This is a genomic window from Bradyrhizobium sp. HKCCYLRH3059 (assembly GCF_051168035.1).
Lineage (GTDB): Bacteria > Pseudomonadota > Alphaproteobacteria > Rhizobiales > Xanthobacteraceae > Bradyrhizobium.
This window is the reverse complement of record NZ_JBNPUF010000010.1, coordinates 24,930-40,762: the sequence shown is the minus strand read 5'-3', so window position 1 is coordinate 40,762 and position 15,833 is coordinate 24,930. Positions and strand designations below refer to the sequence as shown.

The following is a 15,833-nucleotide window of genomic DNA, read 5'->3' as shown; positions in this document are numbered from 1 at the left end:
GAAGCCGGACTTGCCAGCCATCTTTCGGGACCGTTGGTAAATACCCATCATGGCCTATGATTAAAATCATCTACAAACGAACCTCGCCGGCGAGGATCCGCGCATGGAGATCCCGATCGAGCAGGCAATAGGCACCCGTCCCGGCGTCGCGCACGTAGAGCGGCTCATGCACGATCGACGGATCGAAGCCGTCGCGCATCAGCGCCTGCTTCTTCTGCTTGAATGTTTCGGTCGACTGCAGCGACGACGTGATGCGGAGCGCCACCGGCCGAGCATAGGGCGGCAATCGGCGGGCAAGTTCTAGAGAGAGGCGATCGAGATCGAAGCTGTCGCCGACGACGAGCGCAGCCATGCCGGCGCGTCCGTCCCTGCCGGGCACGACGACACCATAGGTCGATGCTTCCAACACGCCGGGACATTGCAGGATCGCCTCGTTCACCTCGCTGGTCGCGACGTTCTCGCCCTTCCAGCGGAAGGTGTCGCCGAGACGATCGACGAAATAGAAGAAGCCCTGGTCGTCCTGGCGCATCAGGTCACCGGTGCGGAACCAGGCATCGCCCTTGGCGAAGACGTCGCGCAGGATCTTCTTCTCGGTCTCGCCCGTATCGGTATAGCCTTCGAAGCGGCCGCCTCCCTGGTCCGCCGTACCGATGCGGCCAATGGCCTCGCCGATCTCGCCGCGCGCGCAGACCAGGCACCGCCCGTCGGGTCCGCGCAAGGGTGCGCGCTGGTCGGCATCCAGCTTGATGATTTCGGCGGGAAAGCGATGCGCAAGCAGCGACGGCACGCGCCCGATCGATCCCACCCTGCCCTCGACATTGTAGAGTGAGAAGTTGCCTTCGGTCGCGGCATAGAATTCCAGCACCTGGGGGATGGCGAAGCGCGCCTGGAACGCCTCCCAGACGTCGCCGCGCATTCCGTTGCCGCAGGCGAGCCGCAGCCGATGGGCGCGGTCGAAATCGGATGGCGCGGCGGCCAGCAGATAGCGGCAGAGCTCGCCGATATATTGCACCAGCGTGCAATCGTGACGGACGATGTCGCGCCAGAAATTGCTCGCCGAGAATTTCTCCGCGAGCACCGCCGCACCGCCGGCGCGCAGCATGCTACAGGGCGCGACGATGCCGCCGACGGAATGATAGACCGGCAGACAGTCATAGAGGCGATCGTCGGGACCTGCGCCGGTGAGGCCGGCAAACCAGCCGCCCCAGTTCATGATGCGGCGATGGCTGATACTGGCGGCCTTGGGCAGGCCCGTCGTGCCGGAGGTGTAGATCAGCAGCGCGCGGTCGTTAATCGTCACGGCGCGGCGCTCAGTCGCGTCGAGCGCGTGCGTATCCATCGCGGCGATCGCGACGTCGAGATCGCCGCCGCCGGCAATCCAGACACGCGGCCCGCCCGCGATCAACGGCGCAACCTCCGTATAGGCTTCATGGAAGTCCTTGGAGACGATCACATGGACTGGCCGAGCCACATTGATGCAATGCGCAAGCGACGGGCCGATGAGATTGGCATTGATGAGCGCAACCACACCGCCGACGCGACTGATCCCGAGCCAGGCGGCCAGGTAGTCGGGCCGGCTCGGCATCATCAAAGCGATCGTGTGGCCAGGCCCGATGCCATTGGCCAGCGCCCAGCGGGCGTATCGGTTGATGCGCCCAGACAGGGCGGAATAGCTCAGCGTCTCGCGATCGGAGATCAGCGCCGGCCGTTCGGGCTGCTTCGCGGCCCAGTCGTCCACCACGTCGGCGAACAGCCGCGCCGGCTCTGCCTCGATGCGCGAGGTCAGCTCGATCGCCTTCAGCCAGATTTTCGCCGCCGACGGCTTCCGAGGGGCCGTGCTGAGTTCCACAGATCGATCCGACTGCCCGGAGTTCATGAACGCCCTCACCCCAATTCGGCGTGCTTATAGGCCGGGTGGCCTGACCGGCCGTTAAGCGGGAGGGTTAACCGGCCGAGAGTGCGTCGCTGTTGATGCGAATGCGATCCTTTACGAAGTTCTCGGAAATGCCGGTTATCCTACCGCTCCCAGAACATGCCAACGCGAAGGCCGGCATGCCCAAGGACACGATGACACGACGCGCATTGCTGCGCTGCGCCGCCTGGAGCAGCGTTGCAGCCGTGACCTCGACCACGGCGTTCGCCGGAGTTGATGCGCCCTATCCGGCTCAGCCCGTCACCTGGGTCATTCCGTTTGCCCCGGGCGGAGCCACCGGCCGGCTGTCGCTCCTGATCTGCGATCGGCTGACCCGCCGACTGGGCCAGCCCTTCGTGCTCGATCACCGGCCGGGTGCGGGCGGCGCGACCGCCACCAAGAGCGTCGCGAGCGCCGCGCCGGACGGCTACACGATCCTTGCGACCTCGACCGCCAACGTCATTACGGCCTCGACCGACCGCTCGCCCGGCGCCGAGGGCGATCTCATCCCCGTCGCCGGCATGGCGCGCATGCCGCTGCTGCTGCTGGTCAGCCGGCAGCTGCCGGTCGAGACGCTGCCCGAATTCCTGGCCTATGCCAAGGCCAACCCGGGCAAGCTCAGCGTCGGCTCCGCCGGTCCTGGCACCGTCCAGCTGCTGTCGGCCGAGCTGTTCCGGACGCTCGGCGGCATCACCTGGTCCGTCGTGCATTATCGTGGCTCGGGGCCGGCCCTGACCGACCTCGCCTCCGGCCATATCCACGCGATGTTCGACAACGCCGCTTCCGCCGCCGACCTCCTGCGCACCGGCAAGGTCCGGGCGCTGGCCGTCACGACGCGCGAGCATGCCGCCGCCTTCCCCGATCTGCCGCCGGTCGCCGACGTGCTGCCGGCGTTCGAAACCTCCGGCTTCTATGGCGTCGCGGTGCCGCACGGCACGCCGAAAGCCATCGTCGAGCTGCTCAACCGCGAGATCAACGCCGCGCTGGCCGATCCCGACATCAGCAGGCAGTTCGCCGAGGTCGGCGCCACGCCGCTCACCGGCGACGTCGGCGTCTATGCCGCGACCTACCGCGCCGAGATCATGCACTGGCGCAAGCTGGTCCCGCAGGTGAGCGCGAAGAACTGACCTCCGCGCCCGGCGACCCGCCTGCCTCAGGCCCCCGCGACGCCCTGCAGCACCAGCCGGTTGAGACGGGCCGCGAAGGCGGCCGGATCCTCCGGCAGTTCGCCGTCGAGGATCTGCGCCTGCTCGAGCAGCAGGAACGACAGATCGTCGACCTTGGCCTTGTCGGCGGCGGCCTTGGCGACGGCGACGACCAGCGGATGGCGCAGATTGATCTCGAGGATCGGCTTGGTGCGCGCCCCGCGCGCCTGCTGCGACAGGATGCGCTCCAACTCGCGATCCGGACCATGGCTGCCGGCCACCAGGCACGACGCGCTGGTGGTAAGCCGGGTCGAGACCTTCACGTCGGTGACGTGGTCGCCGAGACTTGCCTTGATCAGCGCGATCGTATTGGCCTCGTCGGCCGCCGGCTGTGCCTCGTCCTCGGGCTTCGGCTCGGTCACCGGGATCGGATCGAAGTTGATGTCGCCCTGGCTCAGCGACTTCAGCGGCTTGCCGTCGAACTCCAGCCGTGCCGAGGTCCAAAACGCATCGACCGGATCGGTGAGCAGCAGCACCTCGACGCCGCGCGCCTTGGCGGCTTCGAGCCGCGGATTGGACTTCAGCCGCTCGATGCTGTCACCAACCAGGAAATAGATCTCGGTCTGGTTCTCCTTGAGACCTTCGACATATTGCTTCAGCGAGCGCCGCTCGCCCGATGTCGTGGTGAAGCGCGACAGCGCCAGCAGCTTGTCGCGGCGCTCGAAATCCTCGTACAGGCCTTCCTTGATCACGGCGCCGAACGAATCCCAGATCTTGTCGAAGTTTTCGGCATCCTTGTCGGCGAGCTGCTCCAGCTCGCCGATCACGCGCGTGGTCACGGCCTTGCGGATCTGCGCCAGCTGCGGATTGTTCTGCAGCATCTCGCGCGACAAATTGAGCGGCAGGTCCTCGCTGTCGATCACGCCGCGGATGAAGCGCAGATAGGCCGGCATCAGGTCGGCGTCATCGGTGATGAAGACGCGGCGGACATAGAGCTTGACCTTGCCCTTGCGCGCCGGCTCGAACAGGTCGAACGGCTTGGTCGACGGCGCGAACAGCAGCACCGCGTAGGAATAGCGGCCCTCGGCCCGGTAGTGCAGCGTCATCGCCGGCTCGTCGAACGCGTGCGCAATCGACTTGTAGGCCTTGCTGTAGTCGTCGGACGTCAGCTCGGACTTCGAGCGCTGCCACAGCGCGCTGGCGGAGTTGATCTGGCGCGGCTCGCCCTCCTCCGGCACCAGCATGATCGGAAACTGGATGTTGTCGGAATAGGCGGTGACAATGCGCTCGATCTCATAGGTTTCGAGATATTTCTTGGCGTCGTCCTTGAGGTGCAGCACGATCTCGGTGCCGCGCGTCACCCGCTTGGCATCCTCCTCGGACGCGGGCGCCACCTCGAAGCCCGCGCCGCCCGACGAGGTCCAGGTCCAGACCTCGCTGCCGCCGGCGCGCCGGCTGATCACGACGATGCGGTCGGCGACCATGAAGGCCGAGTAGAAGCCGACGCCGAACTGGCCGATCAGGCCGGTGCCGTCCTTGGCCTCGGCCAGCTTCTGCACGAACGCCTTGGTGCCGGAGCGGGCGATGGTGCCGAGATGGTCGATCAGTTCCTGGCGCTCCATGCCGATGCCGCTGTCGGCGATGGTCAGCGTATCAGCGGCCTTGTTCGGGATGATGCGGATCTGCGGCGCCTCGCCGTCGCCGATCAGATCGGGTCTGGCGATCGCCTCGTAACGCAGCTTGTCACAGGCGTCCGAGGCGTTCGAAATCAGCTCGCGCAGGAAAATGTCGGTCTCGGAGTAGACCGAATGCACCATCAGATGGAGCAGCTCGGAGACTTCGGCCTGGAAGGAATGGCTAACGGTGGCGGTGTCGGTCATCGTCGTACGTTGGCCCATGCTATCAGGGGTGGAGAGAGACCGTCGATATAGCGCGGCGGCGGCACCGATCAAGCCTTTCGGCCGGGAGGATCATCGAGCGATCGTTCGGCGGCCGCGAGCAGCTTGTCGATGACCGTGTCGAGGGTCGCGATCTCGGCGGCCGAAAGCACGCTGAGCAGATCGGCCTCGCGCGCCAGCGCATGAGGCACGATCCTGCGGTACAGAGCCCGCCCGGCGGCCGTCAGCGCCACGATCCGCTCCCGTCCATCCTCGGGATCGCGGCTACGGCTGACGATCCCGCGCGCCTCCAGGCTCTGCATGGCGCGGCTGACGTTCATCTTGTCGAGCGTCGTCAGCCGGCCGATCTGCTTGGTCGGCAATTGCGGCTGCTCGCCCAGCGCCGCCAAGATGCGCCATTCCTGGCGCGACAGCGCGAAGCGGTCGGCATAGACCTCCGCCACCGCCAGCGACACCTGTTCGGCGAGCCGGGCCAGCCGGTAGGGAAAATAGCGCTGCAATCGGAGCTCGCGCTCCGTGGCCGCCTCGCCCTGCTCGCGGTCGCGCATGTCGGTGGCCGGCTTCGTCATTGCGTCTCTGTCCTCGTCCTTCCAGCCCCTGGCGACCTCGATCCGATCCCGGTCGGGTTGATCTGGATCAATGCCGCGCAATCGTATCATTCGTTACTATCCTGCCAACAACGGGAGGACAATCATGCAGATCGAGAAGATCCATCACGTCGCCTATCGCTGCGTCGACGCCAAGGCCACGGTCGAGTTCTACAAGAAGGTCCTCAACATGGACCTGCTCGGCGCCATCGCCGAGGACAAGGTGCCCTCGACCAAGGCGCCCGATCCCTACATGCACATCTTCCTCGATGCGGGAAACGGCAACATCCTCGCCTTCTTCGAGCTGCCGAACTCGCCGCCGATGGGCCGCGATCCGAACACCCCGGAATGGACCCAGCACATCGCCTTCCAAGTCAAGGACATGGAGGAGCTGGAAGAAGCCAAGGCGCGCGCCGAGGCCGCCGGCCTCGACGTCGTCGGGATCACCGACCACACCATCTTCAAGTCGATCTATTTCCATGATCCGAGCGGCCATCGGCTGGAGATCGCGGCCTGGACTGCAACGCCCGAGCAGATCGCGCGGATGAAGTCGGTCGCCCACGCCATGGTCGACGAATGGGCGACCACCAAGAAGCCGCCGCGGCACACCGCCTGGATGCACGAGAAGGAATTCGCAGGCAGCGACTGAGCGATTGCTCGTCCCGACAGTCCCGACCGCAACGCGCCAGGCGAGGCAGCCATGAGCAACTATGTCTATCCGCGATTTCCCTATGTCTGCTCGGTAGAGCAGCGCAGCGGCGAGACCCGCCGCCATCCGATCGTCGTGATCGGCGCCGGGCCGATCGGCCTGACGGCGGCGCTCGATCTCGCCGCCCGCGGCCAGCCGGTGGTCGTGCTCGACGACAACGACACCGTCAGCATCGGCTCTCGCGCCGTGTGCTACGCCAAGCGCCCGCTCGAGATCTGGGATCGGCTCGGCTGCGCCGCGCCGATGGTGGAAAAGGGCGTGAGCTGGAACATCGGCAAGGTGTTCTTCCGCGACCAGCTCTCTTATCAATTCGATTTGCTGCCCGAGCCCGACCATCGCTGGCCGGCAATGATCAACCTGCAACAATACTATCTCGAGGAGATTCTGGTCGATGCCTGCAACAGGACTCCGCTGATCGATCTGCGCTGGAAGCATCGGCTCGTCAGCCTCAAGCAAACCGACGAGTGCGCTGTGCTCGCGGTGGAGACGCCCGACGGCATCTTCACCATGGAGGCGCAGTGGGTGATCGCCTGCGACGGCGCCAATTCCGATACGCGGCGCATGGTCGGCGCCGAGTTCACGGGCCAGTTCTTTCAGGACCGCTTCCTGATCGCCGACGTCAGGATGAAGGCGGAGTTTCCGACCGAGCGCTGGTTCTGGTTCGATCCGCCGTTCCATCCGGGGCAGTCGGTGCTGCTGCATCGCCAGTCCGACAACATCTGGCGCATCGACTTCCAGCTCGGCTGGGACGCCAATCCGGACGAGGAGAAGAAGCCCGAGCGCGTGATCCCACGCATCCGGGCCATGCTCGGCGAGAGCACCGAATTTGAGCTCGAATGGGTGTCGATCTATCAGTTCGCCTGCCGCCGGATCGACAATTTCCGTCACGGCCGCGTCCTCTTCGCGGGCGACGCGGCGCACCAGGTGTCGCCGTTCGGCGCCCGCGGCGCCAACACCGGCGTGCAGGACATCGACAACCTCGCCTGGAAGCTGGCAATGGTGCTGCGCGGCGAGGCGCCGGAGAGCCTGATCGGCAGCTATCACGAGGAGCGCGCCTTTGCCGCCGACGACAACATCCTGAACTCGACGCGCGCGACCGACTTCATCACGCCGAAGACGCAAGCGAGTCGCCTTTACCGCGACGCCGTGCTCGACCTCGCACAGAACCACAGCTTTGCGCGGCCGCTGGTCAACAGCGGCCGGCTGTCGACGCCGACGCCCTATGTCGCGTCGTCGTTGAATACGCCTGACGGCGGCAACGTCCCCGGCGCGATGACGCCTGGCACCAATGCCGCCGATGCACCGGTGACGATCGCGGGCGAGCCCGGCTGGTTGCTGAACTGTCTCGGCTCCAGCTTCACCGTGGTCACGTTCGACCCCGCCGTGACGGCCGAGCAGCTCACCATCGACGGCATCACGGCGCAGGTGATCGTCGTCGGTCGCGACATCGCCGATGCCACGGGCCTGCTCGCGGCACGATACGGCGCCTCGGCCGGCACGACCTATCTGTTCCGTCCCGATCAATATGTCACCGCCCGCTGGCCGCAGTTCGACGGGGACGCGATCACGGACGCGGTTCGGCGCGCCTGCGGCAGGCGCGGCGCGGTCCAGCAGGAGCTTGCAGCATGAGCCTGACCCTCACCCCGAACATCAGCGATCCCGACGACTTCTATGCCGAGCTGATCGGCGGCCAGCGCGACCTCGGCGAGGACGAGGCGCTGCGCATGAACGCCAGGCTGGTGCTGCTGCTCGCCAACCATATCGGTGACCGGGCGATCCTGAGCGAGGCGATCCGGCTGGCAAGGTCGCCCGCCGGCTGACGCAGGCCGCAACACGTCACATCGGCAGCCGGCTTTGATCCGGATCAAAGCCGTTTCTCCGCATTTTGCGGCAGACAGAGAGACCAGCCGGCGAGTCGTGCGCCGGCGCAGAGTCCGCTCGCTTGCGCACATTGCGGCTCCCGATCCGATCCCGGTCGGTTTCATTGTGACAACATCATAATGTCACGCCACCTTCACCGAGGCCCTCTACGTCTTCGCCTCGTTCCACAACGGCACGGGGATTCGCATGTCGCGCTACTACAAGACGCTGCAGACGCAGCGCTTCGACGACTATCGCTACTATCATCAGAGCCGGATCAATCAGACGCTGCACCTGGTCAGCGCCGTGATCTTCCTCGTGTGCTATGCGCTGCTGTTCAAGGATCCGGCGATGGCCGGCCTGGTCGGCTGGCTCGCGATGCTGACGCGGCAGACCGGGCACTTCTTCTTCGAACCGAACGGCTATGACCACGTCAACGGCGTCAGCAACGACTACAAGGAAGCGGTCAAGGTCGGCTACAATCAGACCCGCAAGATCGTGCTGCTGACGGTGTGGGGCCTGGTGCCGGTGGCGCTGTTCGCGTTTCCGACGCTGTTCGGCCTGTTCGCCGAGCCGACCGGCCGGATGGACTTCGTCCGCCACGTCGGCCTGCTCTGGCTCGCGGTCGGCATCGGCGGCGGCCTGTTTCGCGTCATCCAGCTGTTTGCAATGCAGGATGTCTCGACGGGCCTGATCTGGGCCTTCAAGGTGCTGACCGACCCGTTCCACAACATCGCGCTGTATTGGAAGTCGCCGCTGGCGCTGCTGCGCGGCGAGCTGATCGATCCAACCATCAAGGACGCCTCGCATTGGGGCGCCGCCGAGGACGAGGCCGAAGAAGCTGCGCATCTCACCTGATCGCGAGTTCCCGCCGCCGGCCGGTCCCGCGGCGGGAGTCCTTGAGCAGACGGGCTGCAACAACATGGAACAACTCTCCTGCTGCGCCGTTGCGGCCTCAGTGCTGGCGGCCTTCAGGAGCTCCCCATGTGTGACTACAGCCTCCATACTGTTGCTTCCCGCGATGCCAAAACTGCCGACGTGCTGGTCTCCTGTCGATTTCCCGGCACGGAGACCCGCGGCTTCTGCACCAAGGACGACCCGTTGACCGCCGTCTGCCTGCGGCCGGGCACGGAGCTCGCCTTCGAAGACGATGTCCGCATCAAGGGCTTCTTCTTCCGGCGCAAGGTCGGCGCCCATCTCGCCCGCTTCCGGCAGGTCGACACCAACAAGCCGACCGAACATCACGATGCGCTCGAATTCTCCAATGGCCGAATCGTCAAGGTCACCGACCTCGCCACCGGCCAGCGCGCCCGCGTGCTGCAGATGCCGGCCGATCCGGCCGCCAAGCGCACGACCGTACCGCTCACGATCGAGCTGCGGGCGACGCAGCTCTGAAAACGTCGACATGGCCGGCGTCAGCGCCGCGGCGGCGCTGGCGTCGGGCATGACCAGCTGAAGACAATGCGCGTCGTCGGAGGCTGCGGGCCCGCCCCCTGATGACATCCTGAACATGTGATCTTGCATGCGTGTTCGCGATCCCGCGGCACGATCGGTGCCCGAGTGATGCGGCAGTCGTCCCTCTGAAAATGAGAGGGCGCGGGGAAGGCCGGGTGCTGACCGCGGCCCATGGCCCGCCTGCAACAAGAAAGCAGGCGGCAGTCACCACAGGTCGGGCCTGACAACCGGCCTCCCCCGCGCGATCGGTTTTAACGGTGTCCTTCGCGCTCTCCCTGGGGATCGGCGTTCTTGCCCCCATCGCCCGCCCCGAGCCGTCACAGCATCGAAAGCGAACTTGACCTCAGCGTCGAGAGGCCAGGACCACACGACTTCGCCGTCCGCGCCGAACTGCGCTCGTCTGGCGCAGCCGTCACGTCCATCGCAGCCCACCTCCACGTTCGTGACGACGCGTACGTCCCTCTGCACGAGGCGGGATGGGAGGAGATAAGCATTGTTTCGGAAAAATAGCAAGAGCAATTTCGCAAAATCCGCAGATCACGCGGCGGCGGCGGTGCGCTCCCCTCCCCCTTGCGGGGAGGGGTTGGGGGTGGGGTCCGCGGGCGCGGAGTTTCGTTTGGGCTCGTCGGCTCAAAAGGTCCCGAGTTTCTATCGACACCGCCCGAGGGGACCCCCACCCCCGACCCCTCCCCGCAAGGGGGAGGGGAAAGGAGAGAGCGGTGGTGTCGATGGAAAATGCTGACACGCTTCAATGCAGAACGCCGATGAATGCCTGCTTCAATCAATCAGGCAGGTTGGTAAACCTCGGCCGCCAGACGCCGAGGATGACGTTCACGGTGGCGACGCCGAGCATGACCCAGATGGCGCCCTGCTCGGTGCCGAAGTTGGGCGCAAGCGTCGCCGGATCGATCTGGCCGGCGACGGCGCGCGCGGCCTCCTCGGCGGCCTCCTGCATCGGCCCCTGCACGGCGGCAAAGCCCCATTCGAAGACGAGGATGCCGGAAGCGAGCTTGGCGAGCGCCCAGCCGGCGCTGTGCAGTGCGCGGTTGACGGCGATGGCAAGCAGGCCGGCGACCAGGGTCAGGCCGAGCGAGGGGAAGAACACGTAGCGCACGATGGCGCCCATCGCCGCGCGCATCTCGGCATAGTGCGCCAGCGACACCGAGGGCTGCGGGATGAAGCCGAGCAGCACGACGAGGCAGGCCATCGCGCCCATCATGCCGATCGCGCCCATCGTGTGCAGGAACTTCATCAACCGTCGCATGGCATTCCCCCGGCGTCGTGAAGATGAGATCTGGTCCGGCAGGGATCGCGGCCCCTGCCAAGTCAGGCCACTCTGCATGCACAGGCTGCCGTCACCATCCATCCATACGATCAGGATCGGCGGCCGGATCATGCATCGGGACGGGAGCCTGTCTACCAGTGCCGCGTACCCGGCCCGCCCTTGAACGGTCCGACGACACGAGAGGTGATCCAGCCGCCGTAGAAATCGCCCTGTTGCGCGGCAACGCGCTCGTCGCCGACGAAGCAGGCCTCGACCCGCGAGGCATAGAACGCCAGATGGCCCGCGATCGGCGCGAATGGCGCCGTCGGCTGCTCGTAGCTCCAGGCGGCCTGCTCGGACACGCGGCCGCCGACCTCCAGCGTCCAGTAGCCGGCGACGCCCTTGAACTCGCAGAACGACCGGCCGGGCGCGCGCCGCAGCCACTGCATCGCGACATGCTGCGGCGGGATGTAGTAGACTGGAGGATGGCTGGTCTCGAGCACGCGATGGCCATCCTGCGTGTCGGCAATGGTGACGCCGGCAAATGCGACGCGCAGCCGCGCCATGCAGCGCTCCAGCCGCGGCGGCCTCGGATAGTCCCATACCGATTCCTGGCCCGGCCCCGGCACGATGCGTTGCATGTCGCTTCTCCGTTGTGGCGCCACCGACCGCGCCTAGCGACCGGCCAGCGCAAGGCAACGGCCGAACGGAGACAAAGGATCACCGGAGACGGATGGGGAGCGGCGGCCGTCGTTCCGGTTTCACGAAGGTGAGGCCGCCGGCGGAGCGGGCTGAGGCTCCTGCACAGCGGTGGTGCCGGTGCCCTGCCCGATGCGGAACAGTTGGATGTAGCTGCCGAGATAGAGCGGCGTGAGTCCGGCGACCGGCTGCTCAGGGACTGGCGGGTCGAGCAACAGGACAGCATCGAAGTTCGACCGCCAGCCGGCCAGATAGCGCGCGAGCGGCAACACGTCGGCGGGCGGCGTGTCAGGTTGCAGCCAGCGCCACGCGGCGGGCTCGGCCAGCGGCTGCGCAAGACGAGCGAAAGAGGGACGGACCGTGATGGGCTGCTGGTTCGGATGGGCGAACATCAGCGGCCAGAACGCCCGCCGCTCGATCACGAGCAGCGCCGCCATATGGGAATCGACGTAGCGGAATCCGGGCAGTATCCGCTCGCGCCGGCTGGAGACGGGCTGCTCGTGGCCATGCGCGGCGATGACGCGCGCGCCGGGCTGCACATGCGCGATCGCCGCGCGCAGTTCGGCGAGGTCCACCCTGTGATCGATCCATGCCGATGCGATATCCGCGGTCCGAATCAACATCAGCCCCGAGAGGACGATGCCGACGAGCACCGCCTTCCTGCCGGACACGACCGGCTGCAAGCCGGCGAACAGCAGCAGGCCGCACATCGCGGCAAAGCGCATGTCGATCAACGTTCCTCCCAGCGCCGTCCACGGCGCGGCGACGAAGGCGACGAACAGCGCCGCCAGCGCCAGCGGAACGCCCGGCGCGACGACGAGCTGGCGCCGGACGAGGACCAACACAGACATCACCACGACCGTCGTGATGATCGTCAGCTCGGCGCTGGTTGTCAGGAACGGCGTCATGATGCGCCACAGCTTCGGCGGTCCGTCCCAGTCGCCGAGTTGCAATCCACCCTCGCCCAGCGGACAGAGCCCATAGAGCAGCACGGCCGGGCTGAGCGTGACTCCGAGCGCACAGGCAGCGACAGCGAACTCCCGCGCCAGGACCGGCGACCGGCGCAGCCGCCACAGCCGGTCGGCCTCTCCGGCGCCGATCAGGACCGCGAAGAACAGCAGGCCGAAGATGTGGCAGAGGAAGGCGGCCGCCGCGGCGATGGCGCCCCAGGCGATCGCGGGCAGCCAGCCGCCCCGACGGCGCAGCGCCACCCAGCCGGCGGCGCCGCCGAGGGCCAAGCCGAGCGAGAGCTGGAAATTCATGAAGCCGAGCAGGAAGACGCCGTCATAGGCGACGATGCCGGCCGCCAGCGGCCACAACGACAGCCGGCCGAACACCGCGCGGTGATAGGTGATGACGCCGACGAGCGGCGCGAACAGGCTGAGCGCGAGCAGGATGCGGCCGCCGACATGAACGTCGGTGACGCGCAGCAGCGCGACGCCGATCACGTCCATGCCGAGATTGGGCAGGATGCGCCAATTCGGCGCGTATATCTGCGACAGCACGGGATCGTCGGGATGCGCCAGCACGAACAGCCGCGCGAGGTGGTTGGGATAGTCGAGCACCGGCGGGACATCGACCAGCAGGAACGGCACCGCGAGCACGATGGCGAGCACCAGCGCCAACAGAATCCAGCGCCAGGACAGGTCGCCGGCGCTGGAGGCGGACACCGGATGATGGGGAGCTGATCGGAGGTCTGAATGCACGAGGAGCCCGGCCGGCACGATGGCGCCGGTCGCCGACGAGCACGATGGCAAATGCATTGAGGTACCCCATTCCGCCCGGGATACTTCGATACCATCCGACCAAAGACTGCAAGATGCCCTGAAACAACCTTCTGGTTGTGCCTAATGCCCCGTTACTTTACGGGGATTCCGCAAAGCTGGCGGCTCAAGCGATCGCCTGAAGATAACGCCGCACCGAGCGATCGAACGCCGCCTTCGCATCGTCGGCGATGTTCTTCTGCCACCAGGCGCCGTAGATGCGATCGAAGGCCAGCGGCGCGACCGCATCGGCGATGCGGCGCACGGCGGCCGCGCCGAGCGGGATGTAGTTCGGATAGGAGTACATGAAGCTGACGTGGCGGCGATCCATCGCCACCATCGCGATGTCACCGGTCAACAGCGCGCCCTTGCCACCGGCACCTTTGCGCCAATGCAGGATGGTGGCGCCGGCAAAATGCCCGCCGGTCCGCAGCAGCACGACGTCATCCGAGATGGCGAGGCGATCGCCCGTCCATGGCACGATCGCCGGATGCGGCCGGGTGACGAAGGCGCGGTCGTCGCCATGGAGATAGACCGGCGCGTTGCCGAACGCGGCGCTCCAATCGGCGACCGCGCCATAGTAGTGCGGATGCGACACCGCGATGGCCTTCAGGCCGCCCAATGAGCGGACGCGGGAGATGGCCGCATCGGTCGCCAAGGGAATGCAGTCCCACATCACGCAGCCGTCCGGCTCGGGAACGAGCAGCGCGCGCTGGCCGATCGCAAAGCTCGGGTCCAGAGCGAGGCCGGTCAGGCCGTCATCCTCGCGCCAGATGACCTGATGCCGGCCAGCAAGGTCGTCGCGGCTGAGGAAGCTCTGTCCCTTCCAATTCACATATTGCCGCTCGTCCTCGCAGACGACGCAATGGCCGGGCGGCGCTACCGTATCGGGAAACTGCGCGCCGCATTGAAAGCAGGTCCAGAGAGGCATGGATCACCGGTCGTCGAGATGGGATTGCGGAGGATAGCACGCGGACCATCCCGGAACACCGTCGCGCGCGGCTTCGTGATTGCCTAGTGTCGCCGGACGCCCGACAGGAGTTCTCGACATGCCGACCACGCTGCGCCGCGCCTACGTTCACCGCCTGCCGATGCGGAGCCCGGACGATGTCGGCGCGCTCGAGACCGGAATCGCGCAAGGCGCGATCGATCCCGCCGGCATCGTCGCCATTCTCGGCAAGACCGAGGGCAATGGCTGCGTCAACGACTTCACCCGCGCCTTCGCCGTGCGCTCGCTGGAGACGCTGCTCGGCCGCTATCTCGCAGCCGACGCCGTGCGGCAGATCGCGATGGTGATGTCGGGCGGCACCGAGGGCGCGCTGTCGCCGCACATGATCGTGTTCGAGGCACGCGACGGGGATGACGCCGCGGCGCCGCGCGCGTTCCCGGCATCGCTGGCGCTGGGGCGCGCGCGCACGCCGGCGCTGCCGGGCGAGCATCTCGGCCGCATGCCGCAGGTCGAGCTCGTGGCCGCCGGCGTGCGCGCGGCAATGACCGACGCCGGTATCAGCGATCCTTCCGACGTCCATTATGTGCAGGTGAAATGCCCGCTGCTGACGATGGAGCGCATCGAGGCGGTCGAGGCCCGGGGACAGCGCACCGCCGTGCGCGATACGCTGAAATCGATGGGCTTCTCGCGCGGCGCCTCGGCGCTGGGTGTCGCGATCGCGCTCGGCGAGCTCGCCGCCGCCGATGTCTCCGACGCGACGATCTGCGCCGACGTCTCGCGCTACAGCGCGCGCGCGGCCACCTCGGGCGGCGTCGAGCTGCTCGACCACGAGATCATGGTGGCCGGCATGTCGGCCACGTGGAGCGGGCCGCTCGCGATCGATCATGCCGTCATGGGCGATGCCATCGACATCGAGCCGGCCCGGCAGGCGCTCGCCCGGCTCGGCCTGAACGTGCCGGGCCAGGTGGCGGCGGCCGATCGCAGCCGCATCGCCGCGGTGCTCGCGAAGGCGGAGGCGGCGCAGAGCGGCCGGCTGCGCGGCCAGCGGCATACCATGCTGGATGACAGCGACGTCTCCTCGACCCGCCATGCCCGCGCCTTCGTCGGCGGCGCGCTGGCCGGGCTGTTCGGCTTCACCGACCTGTTCGTCTCAGGCGGCGCCGAGCATCAGGGTCCCGACGGCGGCGGGCCGGTCGCGATCATCGCCGAGCGCCGCTGATCTCACGGTCGAGACCGCTGCAGATGCCGGCCCCCGCATGAAGGTCTACGCTCGGAACCTCACCAACCGCTCCATTCCGACACCTGCCACCGCGGCAACGTCCCGTTCACCCAGATCGCTCCGGGCGCCGCGTTCTACCTGATCACCACGGCGAAGTTCCGAGCCGCACACGCGCCCCGATCAGGCAACAGATTTGCCAGATTCCCGCCGCATCTCGCGACGCGGCGGGGAGCAGCTCGAACCGAAGATCGACCGAAGTGATCGTCAAGCGAACGATCCACCTCGCGAGACGACGTGAAAGACCACCAATTCTCTCATCAGCAATTGAATGACGGAGATCGGTTCAACCAGGAGGTTTCAACTGTTGCTACGG

Annotated in this window: 14 protein-coding genes; 7 read left to right on the top strand and 7 right to left on the bottom strand. The window is 66.8% G+C overall.

The window, feature by feature from the left end; translation table 11 throughout:
- Positions 1 to 70 precede the first annotated feature (70 nt).
- Positions 71 to 1,876 carry a long-chain-acyl-CoA synthetase gene (locus ACQR13_RS27125; RefSeq protein WP_315753711.1) on the bottom strand — a complete coding sequence of 602 codons (1,806 nt, stop codon included), beginning with the start codon at positions 1,874 to 1,876 and terminating at the stop codon, positions 71 to 73.
- Positions 1,877 to 2,052: 176 nt separating this feature from the next.
- Here ACQR13_RS27125 and ACQR13_RS27120 point away from each other — a divergent pair, with 176 nt between their 5' ends.
- Positions 2,053 to 3,039, top strand: a complete 987-nt coding sequence (locus ACQR13_RS27120) for a Bug family tripartite tricarboxylate transporter substrate binding protein (RefSeq protein ID WP_315753713.1) — start codon at positions 2,053 to 2,055, stop codon at positions 3,037 to 3,039.
- A 26-nt stretch (positions 3,040 to 3,065) separates the two neighbouring features.
- On the opposite strand, the gene htpG is transcribed toward ACQR13_RS27120, so the two are convergent.
- Together htpG and ACQR13_RS27110 are read right to left on the bottom strand one after the other, a co-directional pair.
- Positions 3,066 to 4,937 carry a molecular chaperone HtpG gene (htpG, locus tag ACQR13_RS27115; protein ID WP_315753715.1) on the bottom strand — a complete coding sequence of 624 codons (1,872 nt, stop codon included), beginning with the start codon at positions 4,935 to 4,937 and terminating at the stop codon, positions 3,066 to 3,068.
- Positions 4,938 to 5,005: 68 nt separating this feature from the next.
- On the bottom strand, positions 5,006 to 5,524 hold the full coding sequence (locus ACQR13_RS27110) for a MarR family winged helix-turn-helix transcriptional regulator (protein WP_434863418.1): 519 nt from the start codon (positions 5,522 to 5,524) through the stop codon (positions 5,006 to 5,008).
- Between the two features lie 124 nt (positions 5,525 to 5,648).
- On the opposite strand from ACQR13_RS27110, the gene ACQR13_RS27105 reads away from it, so the two are divergent.
- From ACQR13_RS27105 to ACQR13_RS27085, 5 genes are all read left to right on the top strand, one after another.
- Positions 5,649 to 6,191, top strand: coding sequence for a VOC family protein (locus ACQR13_RS27105; RefSeq protein WP_315716514.1), 543 nt, complete (start codon positions 5,649 to 5,651; stop codon positions 6,189 to 6,191).
- Positions 6,192 to 6,242: 51 nt separating this feature from the next.
- On the top strand, positions 6,243 to 7,880 hold the full coding sequence (locus tag ACQR13_RS27100; protein ID WP_434863417.1) for an FAD-dependent oxidoreductase: 1,638 nt from the start codon (positions 6,243 to 6,245) through the stop codon (positions 7,878 to 7,880).
- A complete protein-coding gene (locus ACQR13_RS27095; protein WP_315716512.1) occupies positions 7,877 to 8,071 on the top strand; it encodes a DUF2783 domain-containing protein in 195 nt (64 codons plus the stop codon). The genes ACQR13_RS27100 and ACQR13_RS27095 overlap by 4 nt, the downstream gene beginning before the upstream one ends.
- A 247-nt stretch (positions 8,072 to 8,318) precedes the next feature.
- A complete protein-coding gene (locus tag ACQR13_RS27090; RefSeq protein WP_316171297.1) occupies positions 8,319 to 8,969 on the top strand; it encodes an Mpo1-like protein in 651 nt (216 codons plus the stop codon).
- Between the two features lie 126 nt (positions 8,970 to 9,095).
- Positions 9,096 to 9,506, top strand: coding sequence for a hypothetical protein (locus tag ACQR13_RS27085; RefSeq protein ID WP_315753724.1), 411 nt, complete (start codon positions 9,096 to 9,098; stop codon positions 9,504 to 9,506).
- Positions 9,507 to 10,347: 841 nt separating this feature from the next.
- On the opposite strand, the gene ACQR13_RS27080 is transcribed toward ACQR13_RS27085, so the two are convergent.
- The 4 genes from ACQR13_RS27080 to ACQR13_RS27065 all read right to left on the bottom strand — a co-directional run bounded on the left by ACQR13_RS27080 (position 10,348) and on the right by ACQR13_RS27065 (position 14,223).
- Positions 10,348 to 10,830, bottom strand: a complete 483-nt coding sequence (locus ACQR13_RS27080; protein ID WP_316175007.1) for a hypothetical protein — start codon at positions 10,828 to 10,830, stop codon at positions 10,348 to 10,350.
- 152 nt (positions 10,831 to 10,982) lie between these two features.
- Positions 10,983 to 11,471, bottom strand: a complete 489-nt coding sequence (locus tag ACQR13_RS27075) for a DUF427 domain-containing protein (RefSeq protein ID WP_316167904.1) — start codon at positions 11,469 to 11,471, stop codon at positions 10,983 to 10,985.
- Between the two features lie 120 nt (positions 11,472 to 11,591).
- Positions 11,592 to 13,199 (bottom strand): hypothetical protein, encoded by a 1,608-nt coding sequence (locus ACQR13_RS27070; RefSeq protein ID WP_434863416.1) that lies wholly within the window; start codon positions 13,197 to 13,199, stop codon positions 11,592 to 11,594.
- Positions 13,200 to 13,419: 220 nt separating this feature from the next.
- Positions 13,420 to 14,223 (bottom strand): MBL fold metallo-hydrolase, encoded by an 804-nt coding sequence (locus tag ACQR13_RS27065; RefSeq protein WP_316171295.1) that lies wholly within the window; start codon positions 14,221 to 14,223, stop codon positions 13,420 to 13,422.
- Positions 14,224 to 14,341: 118 nt separating this feature from the next.
- On the opposite strand from ACQR13_RS27065, the gene ACQR13_RS27060 reads away from it, so the two are divergent.
- Complete coding sequence (locus ACQR13_RS27060) at positions 14,342 to 15,460, top strand: ring-opening amidohydrolase (RefSeq protein WP_315753737.1); 1,119 nt, start codon at positions 14,342 to 14,344, stop codon at positions 15,458 to 15,460.
- Positions 15,461 to 15,833: the final 373 nt, after the last annotated feature.

What these genes read in the sequence shown, in the direction of transcription:
- ACQR13_RS27125 (WP_315753711.1), bottom strand. Translation starts at nt 1,876, where the DNA reads ATGAACTCCGGGCAGTCGGATCGATCTGTGGAACTCAGCACGGCCCCT.
- ACQR13_RS27120 (WP_315753713.1), top strand. Translation starts at nt 2,053, where the DNA reads ATGCCCAAGGACACGATGACACGACGCGCATTGCTGCGCTGCGCCGCC.
- htpG (WP_315753715.1), bottom strand. Translation starts at nt 4,937, where the DNA reads ATGACCGACACCGCCACCGTTAGCCATTCCTTCCAGGCCGAAGTCTCC.
- ACQR13_RS27110 (WP_434863418.1), bottom strand. Translation starts at nt 5,524, where the DNA reads ATGACGAAGCCGGCCACCGACATGCGCGACCGCGAGCAGGGCGAGGCG.
- ACQR13_RS27105 (WP_315716514.1), top strand. Translation starts at nt 5,649, where the DNA reads ATGCAGATCGAGAAGATCCATCACGTCGCCTATCGCTGCGTCGACGCC.
- ACQR13_RS27100 (WP_434863417.1), top strand. Translation starts at nt 6,243, where the DNA reads ATGAGCAACTATGTCTATCCGCGATTTCCCTATGTCTGCTCGGTAGAG.
- ACQR13_RS27095 (WP_315716512.1), top strand. Translation starts at nt 7,877, where the DNA reads ATGAGCCTGACCCTCACCCCGAACATCAGCGATCCCGACGACTTCTAT.
- ACQR13_RS27090 (WP_316171297.1), top strand. Translation starts at nt 8,319, where the DNA reads ATGTCGCGCTACTACAAGACGCTGCAGACGCAGCGCTTCGACGACTAT.
- ACQR13_RS27085 (WP_315753724.1), top strand. Translation starts at nt 9,096, where the DNA reads ATGTGTGACTACAGCCTCCATACTGTTGCTTCCCGCGATGCCAAAACT.
- ACQR13_RS27080 (WP_316175007.1), bottom strand. Translation starts at nt 10,830, where the DNA reads ATGCGACGGTTGATGAAGTTCCTGCACACGATGGGCGCGATCGGCATG.
- ACQR13_RS27075 (WP_316167904.1), bottom strand. Translation starts at nt 11,471, where the DNA reads ATGCAACGCATCGTGCCGGGGCCGGGCCAGGAATCGGTATGGGACTAT.
- ACQR13_RS27065 (WP_316171295.1), bottom strand. Translation starts at nt 14,223, where the DNA reads ATGCCTCTCTGGACCTGCTTTCAATGCGGCGCGCAGTTTCCCGATACG.
- ACQR13_RS27060 (WP_315753737.1), top strand. Translation starts at nt 14,342, where the DNA reads ATGCCGACCACGCTGCGCCGCGCCTACGTTCACCGCCTGCCGATGCGG.